Source organism: Rossellomorea vietnamensis NBRC 101237 (genome assembly GCF_001591825.1).
Taxonomy (GTDB): Bacteria; Bacillota; Bacilli; order Bacillales; family Bacillaceae_B; genus Rossellomorea; species Rossellomorea vietnamensis.
On the sequence record NZ_BCVQ01000021.1, the window covers coordinates 60,484 to 68,384 of the forward strand.

The window sequence follows — 7,901 nt, forward strand, 5'->3', positions numbered from 1 at the left end:
TTATCCCCATGAAATTCTGTTAGAATGAGAGAAATAGACAAGTCTGTGAGGCTTCCGGCAAAGGAGGCCCACATATAACGGAGGACATTATGACAGAAGAAAAATTACTGATGGAGAAGTCATTTTATCGAACTTTTTTAGTAGATCAGGACACGAACCGTCATCCAATAGAAGTACTTGGAGGAGCATTTGTCGAAGAACAGCAAAACGAACCGTATGATTTAACGTACATCCGCTATGCCCAAGGAGAGGTTTACTTTCACAGCAGGGACTATGAAGCAGCCATCTTCAAATGGGAAAGCATCCTGAACGAACTGGAGCCATGGGCTAAGAAGAACATTGCGGATTCTTACTATGAGCTCGGGATGCTGTCTTCAGCCGAGGATGTATACACCGCCATCCAAACCGATAGTACGATGCTGACCATGGAGGTGTCCCTGCAGCTATTCTCCTTGTACATCGAGAGGAACAAGATTCAATCTGCCTATCACACGATCGAAAAAGCATTATCGATCGAACCGGATTATCCGAACGTCACTGAACTCGCAAGGACTTTTTATGAGGAGCAGGGGGACTGGAATAAAGCAGTGGAACTGGCGGTGAAGGAATCCATCCGGACGAGGGAACCTGCATGGTTCATGATTTTGAGAGAGTATGGTGATCAAGGGTACACAAGGTCATTTGCTCCGGATTATTTCTATGATCTATTGATCGCAGTGTATGAAAAAGACCGTAAACAATTCAAGGATCTCGTATCCAGTCTTTGGGCGAGTTACAGAGGCCACTCCGCTGCCCATATCGAATGGATGCTGACGGTGAATACGATCTTTGAATATGTGGAGATCCTTCCGAACGATTCTTGGCAGGACATTCTTTCTCACTTTAAAGAGGCATATATCGGCTTCCTTGAAGGTGATTACCTTGTGAAAGACCTTGAAGGCTTCATGCCAAGTATGTTGACGAACTGGTTGAAGGTGAGCAGGGATCAAGAGCCGCTATTTCCGGCAGCAGCCGTTTTGGCCTGGAACGATGTCTTTTCCTACAGCATCGAACCAATGGTGACGGAAGAAGCGGAGATGATCCTCCTAGAGGAAAATGCTTATCAGGCCCGGTTTGAAGACATCATTCTGTTCTTGAATAAAATCATTCAGTGGGCGGAACGGAATGACGCACCTGTCGGATACAAAACCCAGTGGATCGCAGAGCAGTTGATGGATCTGAGTGAACATCATCTATTGATTGCGGGAAGTGCATCGAGCGGGAAGTCTTCCTTCGTTCAATCCGTCCTGGGTGAAAGTGTCGGGGAAGCTGAAGAATCAACGATCATCTACAGCTATCATGATCAGCAGGTGGAAGTGAAGGAGATCCATGATCAAGGTGTTCATCAAGTGGAAAGCATTTCAGACTTCGAAGAGTTGATGCAGCGTGAAGCCTTTGTCGAGTATAAGCTTCCATCAGAGTTCCTTAAGAAAAATGGAACGGCCCTCATCGATGTTCAAACGGGTAAGAAGAAGCTTGACGATCTGACTGCCTTTTATCCTGCAGCCGATGGGTTATTGTATGTCCTGAATGCCGATGCCCCTTTTAATGCAGAAGACCGTCAGACCCTACGGAAATTAGCGGAAATAGGACAGCCTGTGAACGTTCATTTCTTATTAAATAAGATGGATAAAGTATCCCACACCGAGAGAACGGAAGAAATCATTGAATCTGCACGGAACAAAGCCCGTGAATGGTTCCCCGATGCAGAGGTGCTGCCTTACTCGTCCCTTGAAGCCGTTCATCTTCAGCGTAAAGATGTGGAGACGTTCCTTAGGGAGCATTATCAGGTGAAGAGCGGTGCCCTTAAGGGAGAGCGTGGAAGCAAATTATTTTATTTAGTGAGAAAAACGTTAAGGGATCTATATTCGAAGCGTAAGAATCATGAAAATGATTTAAAGGAAACGATTGAAAAAAATGAGGACATCCTCACCCGTCTAAACGGATTCGAGAACTACTTGGGAGACATGCAAAGCGATAAGGTTTCCATCATCAAGGATTCCTTCCATCAAAAGAAGGAAGCCATGAAGAAGGAAATCTCTGAGAAAATTCCTGCCATACTCAGCGCCTGCTCGGAATTGATCAGCGAAGAAAGTGATTTCAAACAAATCCACACAGAATTAAATGATGCGATGAACACAAGGATCCAGGAGTACATCCAGGACGATCTCATGCCTCGTTACGTCACGTCCCTTGAGGAGTGGCTTGCCTTTTCAAAACAGGAGCTGCAGGACAGCCAGGACTACTTGAATGAAATGAGTGAAACGTTCAACGGTCTATTCGGGAAGGATAAAGTCGTTTTACAATGCGATTTCCAAGTGGTTGATGACTGGCGCAGGGACGTCAGCAGAATGGGAACGAGGGCACAAATCGACAAAGAGAATATCCTGTTACGGTTTAAACCGGCTCAGTTCCTTCTGAAAAGCGCTGGAAAGCTACTTGGGGTCCTGCCGCAGAATAAGTCATTATTATACAACCAGTACAAGCGTTATCTGGAGAACGAAGATTATCAGGATATTACGGCATCCGTTGTCCAGAAGTTCTTCCTTCAGTTTGATCTGTTCGAGAAATCCCTGCAGCAGGATGTTCAGTCATTCTTCGCTGGCCCGTTCAAGCAGCTGGAGGTGACGATCAAGGATACGGAAGCGGAGATTGCAGCCGATCAGCAAGAACTGAAGAAAATGAAAGCACATCCGGAACGATATTTCGATCCGATCACCCTGTTTGAAGTGAAACTTCTTCAGCATGAATACATGGTGAAGGCCAGTTACAACGCTTCCCATCATTTTTCATAAAATAAAAAGACTGATTCAATCCATCGGCCACACCTTGGATTGGATCAGTCTTTTCTTTCGTTCGCTACTTACATGTGCAAAAAGCTGCTATTTTCCTGGATGACTTCGGCGATGATCCGTTCCAGGGAATTTTCAGTATGGATGGTGGAGAAATCGAGTCCGAGATGGATCGCTGTCTGGGCGACTTCAGGCCGGATACCCGTGATGATGGATTTGACTCCCAGCAGGTTCAAGGCATCGATGAGACGGAAGATCTGCTGGGCCACCATGGTGTCCACCAACACGACTCCGGACAAGTCGATGATCAGCATGGACAGATGGGCATCAGCACTTTGCTGAAGGGTCGAGTCCATGATCATTCGGGCACGGGTTGTATCAATATCCCCAATGATCGGAAGCAGCCCAACTTCAGAGGTTAAAGAAATGACAGGTGTACTTAATTCCTGGATCAATGTGGACTGAGCCTGAAGCCTATTCATTAAGATCCCAAGGAATGTCGAAGTGAACGTTTCCAGCACATAATCCAGGGCGAAGTTAATCTTGCGCTCCCACTCAAATACCTCTTTCAATTGGATGTGTAGTTCAGAGTGATCTTCGACGAATCTTTCGACATACGTCCAATACACCCTTCTGAAAATACCTGAGTTTCGCACGACTTCATCAAGGGTCGTACTGGATTTGCTTCGATCGGTGGCCGTTTCCTTCGTCCAGTTAGAGATCAATTCTTTTGATTCCTCATCTGAAAGTAATAGACATCTTGCAATGACCTTTACATAATTGGAATTTTGTTCTTTGACTTTATTCAGAACCTCAGGCGGAGAATCCAGAGAATAGTGAGATCCGGTTTTAATATTCTGAAATCTCAGCCAGTCTTCTGTGAAATCTAAGGCGTGGTCAGTCAAGTATTCATATAAATGAGACGAATGAGTGTCCATAAACTCTCCCTTTGAGAATGACTTATCCTTCTATTTTGAAACCTATTGGAAGGACTGTCAATGATTTGGGTTGAAATTCCCAAAAACCAATACATCATATACATCTTATAATTTCTTGGATACACCAAAAAAAAGGAGCCCTCACCATAGCTCCTTTTCCTATGCAGATATTTTACATTGAACGATCGAATACAATTGCTTCCTGGCCCGGTGGAAACGGGTTTTCACCGTAGAAGGGGGCAGGTTCAGCCTTGTGGCGATTTCACGGTCACTCATGTCTTCCGTGACTTTCAGTGCCATGACCTCCTGCTGAGTGAGTGGAAGATGTGTGATATGGTCCTGGATGCTGCTTTTAAGGAAGCGTGCATCGATTTCATCTTCCAGGGAGTGGTGGTCCTCTATGGCATGGAATTCTTCGTGCTCTTCTATGCAGGTTTCATTGCGCTTGGATCGTTGACGGATGATGTCGATGGCTGTACATTTTGCAATCGTGGTGAGCCATGATTTAATTTTTGCCGGGTCTTCAAGGGTATCCATTTTGATATAAGCTTTCAGGAAGGTTTCCTGGCTGACATCCTGTGATAAATGAACGTCCTTCGTTATGTTGTAAGCGATGTGATAAATCAGCTTATGATATTGTTCATACATCTCCTCAAGTGTCTGAGGAGATGCTGCTGTATTTATTGTGTCCATATGGTCACCTCGACTTTCTATAATCAATCGTTCAGTTCTCTTTTGATAAAGGAAGGGGCATCTTTCTTCTGTAACCCAAGGGTTTGGATGGATCCATGGTTTTTGTACTTGATGATGACGGTGTATCCGTTATTCATATGATCGTATACGAGCTCCTCCATAATGGATTCGATTTGTTCCCCATCTTTCACTTCGATGCCCTTGTTTTCTCTTTTTAACTGAAGGGCCAACTCTTCTACCGGTCGAGACAAAGGATCGTTGTAATCAACTGGCTGCGTCACATACATCCACTCGATATCAGATGCCGTCATCTTAAGATCTTTTAAGTATCCTTTAGCCTCGAGCCATGCAATAAACTTCTTATCGTTCTTTTTAACGCCGGTGTTTGCCCAAGTGTCTTTGGACATGAGGAATTCAACATTATAAAGATTGATTTTGTCACGATCCTCAAAGGAATCATCGTACGTTTCTTCTTTCAGGATATCGATGGCTTCCTTGATATCAGTGGGGTCTGCTACGGTGATGGCAGGTTTATTCCCCATCTCGTTATAAATGGTGAGTTTGTCGACTTTATCTGAGTCCACACCGAAAAGCTGTTGAGTTTTCTCTTTGTAATTCTTGCTTTCATAAAGAGATGCATACTGAGATTTCACATCTTCAATATCGATCAGGTAATTCCGTACGATTTTACTGCCGTCCTTCATTTTGTAATAGAGAAAGATCTGCTCGTTTTTCTCAGGTGCTTCATTCTTATCACGCTGATGATCCACAATCGCTTCATGAAGATCCAGGACGGCTTCAATCGCTTTCGGATCTGTCATAAAAGGATCTTTAATCAGATTCTCAGGGTTGTCCGTCAGGGAGTAATAGCTCTGACTGACATGAACTTTCTCTACATCTGCCAATTCGGGCACCTTCTGTTCATAGTGAAACAGGTCGAACTGAATGATGAATCCGAGAAGGGCAATGACGATGGCGAATCCTGCGTAACCCTTCCATTGACGGAATACTCTCCAATGTTTCTGCAAAATCATTTCACCGATGTAGTACCCGATGAGTGAACCGAAGAAATATCCGAATAAGGTCCAGCCATCAGACTGATAAATGCCTTCGAAGTACATCCCGCCGACCAGCATGAAGCAGAAGGAGATACCATATTTAAACAACGGTCTCAGGAAAGGATAGACAATCGCCTGGGAGGCAGCCTCCACTTTTCTCATTTTGTATAACACATATGAGAAACCATAGAATACGAGAGTGATCAAGGTGAATAACAAGACATCTGTACCGGACAGGAGATTGTTCTCAAGGTAGACTATTTTGATGAGCGGGGAGTATTTCTCGATTTGTACATTGAAGAAATAGTCCTCGGGAAATCCGAATAATAGATTTTTCAAACTGTAGCAAACAAGCATAAACATTCCTGCAGGCAATAGGAGCAGGATATACGTCAAGGCACCCTGCACGGCAGTCAGCCCCGTTATCATGGCAACGAAGGTAGAGGCTGTGAACAGGAGCACACTCATGAGTATCGTAATGATGCACCAGACAAAAATATCCTGTACCCCTACATATTGTTGAAGATCCGTGAATGAATACAGGGAAAGGACGATCACGGTATTCAATACAACCGGCAGGATGAGGATCCCAAACCCCGTCCCGGTAAAATGGAAAAACAATTTTCTGCGGGTGATGGGTAGGCTGTGCATGAAGTCCCCAGCCTGTTTCACATGCAGATAACGAAATAAGAACAAAGATAGGATGACCGGGATGATCAGCAACAATCCTATTTGGATCGGGTATTGCATTTTAAACAGATTTTCATAAATCGCAACCGGGTACGATTGAGGGTCCCTGGATAATTGTCCGATGATGTCGACAGGTAGAGAAAATAGAAGTCCGATAAAGTAGACGATGCCGACCCATCCAACATTCCGCAGGCTTTGAACGATGATTTCTTTATTGATCCATGATGTTTTGGATGGCATATCCGACGTCCTCCATTTCATAAACAAAAATTTCTTCAAGTGTCAGGGGCAATAAGTCGAAAATGACCGGATGGTAGGACTGAATCAAGCTCCTCACCCGTTGCTCCTCACCGCGGACGATACAGAGGGACACGCTTCCCCTCGTTTCATTGTGCAAGATTTCAAGATCACTAAAGAGCTGCCCGGGGATCTCCCCCTTGAATGCCAGCTGTACTTTGTGAATGCCGGACTTTAAATCATCGAGTTCCTTCTCCAGCAAAAATTCCCCTTCATGCAAAATGCCGATATGATCACAAATATCCTCTACTTCCCGAAGATTGTGAGAAGAGATGATAATGGTCATGTCCCGGTTGGCCACTTCTGAAATCAGGACGCTTTTGGCTTTTTTCCTGACAACGGGATCAAGGCCGTCCATCGGTTCATCCAGGATCAGGACGTCGGGTTGAGTGGCCAGGGCGAGGATAAACGCCGCCTGCCTTTGAACCCCTTTAGAAAATTTATGAAGGTTCTTATTGGAGTCAATCCCGAATAAAGTGCGCAATGATTGAAAGCGTTCTTCATTCCAACGGCTATACGTGTTCTGGTAAAAACGCGCCATTTGAGTCAATGAGTAATGTGCGAAGAAAAACGGTTGATCAGGGATGAAGAACAACGTCTCTTTCGTCGGGATATTTTCATAGACGGGCTGGGTGTTAACGGACACCACTCCGCTTTCAGGCTTCAACACTCCTGCAATGGTTTTCAGTAATGTGGTCTTTCCTGCACCGTTCGATCCGAGCAGGCCATAGATCGAACCTTTTTCAACAGAGAAAGAGATGTCATGTATGATTTGTGTGCCTTCAAAGGCTTTGTTAATGGATTTAATCTCGATCATCAGTTTGATTACCTCCAACCGTTGCCTCGATTTCTGCAATCATCTGCTTTAAGTCTTCCGTTGTGATCCCTAAGTAAAGGGCCTCTGACAGAAGTTTAGACAACTCTTCTTTTACTTTCATGATTTTCTCCGCGTTTTGAATATGACTTGAAGGATTGACAAAGCTACCCCGTCCTTTCACAGAATAAATGAATCTTTGAGATTCGAGTTCCCTGTAGGCTTTTTGGATTGTGTTTGGATTTATGGTCAGCTGCTGTGCCAGGGTACGAACGGAAGGCAATTGTTCATCCGGCTTCAGCACTTCATTAATGATTAATTCTTTTAGTTTTTCAACTAATTGTTCATAGATGGGTTTACGACTTCTTAAATCAAGCTCAAACATATCCACCCTCCCGACTGTATGTAGTGTACTACGTGTCTTAATACAGTTAAAGTATATAACAAGTTCTGCCAGTTTGGGAAGGGGGGAAATGAAAATTTTTCTAAATAGTTTTTTGTAATGTTTTAGGAGGAAGTGGTAGTTGATTTCCGTTCCAGGATGCTCGCTTTCCACGGGGCTGGCGGTGAGCCTCCTCGG

6 protein-coding genes are annotated in these 7,901 nt (G+C 44.4%); 1 reads left to right on the forward strand and 5 read right to left on the reverse strand.

The features are described 5' to 3' along the window. Window positions 1-89: 89 nt before the first annotated feature. Window positions 90-2,834 carry a hypothetical protein gene (locus BVI01S_RS12510; protein WP_061810372.1) on the forward strand — a complete coding sequence of 915 codons (2,745 nt, stop codon included), beginning with the start codon at window positions 90-92 and terminating at the stop codon, window positions 2,832-2,834. A 68-nt stretch (window positions 2,835-2,902) separates the two neighbouring features. Here the strand turns inward: BVI01S_RS12510 and BVI01S_RS23155 are convergent, their stop codons facing one another. From BVI01S_RS23155 to BVI01S_RS12535, 5 genes are all read right to left on the reverse strand, one after another. After that, window positions 2,903-3,769 carry an STAS domain-containing protein gene (locus tag BVI01S_RS23155; protein WP_034760898.1) on the reverse strand — a complete coding sequence of 289 codons (867 nt, stop codon included), beginning with the start codon at window positions 3,767-3,769 and terminating at the stop codon, window positions 2,903-2,905. 159 nt (window positions 3,770-3,928) lie between these two features. Then, window positions 3,929-4,462 carry an RNA polymerase sigma factor gene (locus tag BVI01S_RS12520; protein ID WP_051758338.1) on the reverse strand — a complete coding sequence of 178 codons (534 nt, stop codon included), beginning with the start codon at window positions 4,460-4,462 and terminating at the stop codon, window positions 3,929-3,931. 23 nt (window positions 4,463-4,485) lie between these two features. Further along, window positions 4,486-6,450: a DUF6449 domain-containing protein gene (locus tag BVI01S_RS12525; protein WP_061810373.1), complete on the reverse strand. Its 1,965-nt coding sequence runs from the start codon at window positions 6,448-6,450 to the stop codon at window positions 4,486-4,488. Beyond that, window positions 6,422-7,324 (reverse strand): ABC transporter ATP-binding protein, encoded by a 903-nt coding sequence (locus tag BVI01S_RS12530; protein WP_034760900.1) that lies wholly within the window; start codon window positions 7,322-7,324, stop codon window positions 6,422-6,424. The genes BVI01S_RS12525 and BVI01S_RS12530 overlap by 29 nt, the downstream gene beginning before the upstream one ends. After that, window positions 7,311-7,706 (reverse strand): GntR family transcriptional regulator, encoded by a 396-nt coding sequence (locus tag BVI01S_RS12535; protein ID WP_034760902.1) that lies wholly within the window; start codon window positions 7,704-7,706, stop codon window positions 7,311-7,313. Before BVI01S_RS12535 ends, BVI01S_RS12530 begins: the two co-directional genes overlap by 14 nt. Window positions 7,707-7,901: the final 195 nt, after the last annotated feature.

Excerpts from the sequence above, each read along its gene's own strand:
- BVI01S_RS23155 (WP_034760898.1), bottom strand. The coding sequence starts at position 3,769 with ATGGACACTCATTCGTCTCATTTATATGAATACTTGACTGACCACGCC.
- BVI01S_RS12535 (WP_034760902.1), bottom strand. The coding sequence starts at position 7,706 with ATGTTTGAGCTTGATTTAAGAAGTCGTAAACCCATCTATGAACAATTA.
- BVI01S_RS12510 (WP_061810372.1), top strand. The coding sequence starts at position 90 with ATGACAGAAGAAAAATTACTGATGGAGAAGTCATTTTATCGAACTTTT.
- BVI01S_RS12525 (WP_061810373.1), bottom strand. The coding sequence starts at position 6,450 with ATGCCATCCAAAACATCATGGATCAATAAAGAAATCATCGTTCAAAGC.
- BVI01S_RS12530 (WP_034760900.1), bottom strand. The coding sequence starts at position 7,324 with ATGATCGAGATTAAATCCATTAACAAAGCCTTTGAAGGCACACAAATC.
- BVI01S_RS12520 (WP_051758338.1), bottom strand. The coding sequence starts at position 4,462 with ATGGACACAATAAATACAGCAGCATCTCCTCAGACACTTGAGGAGATG.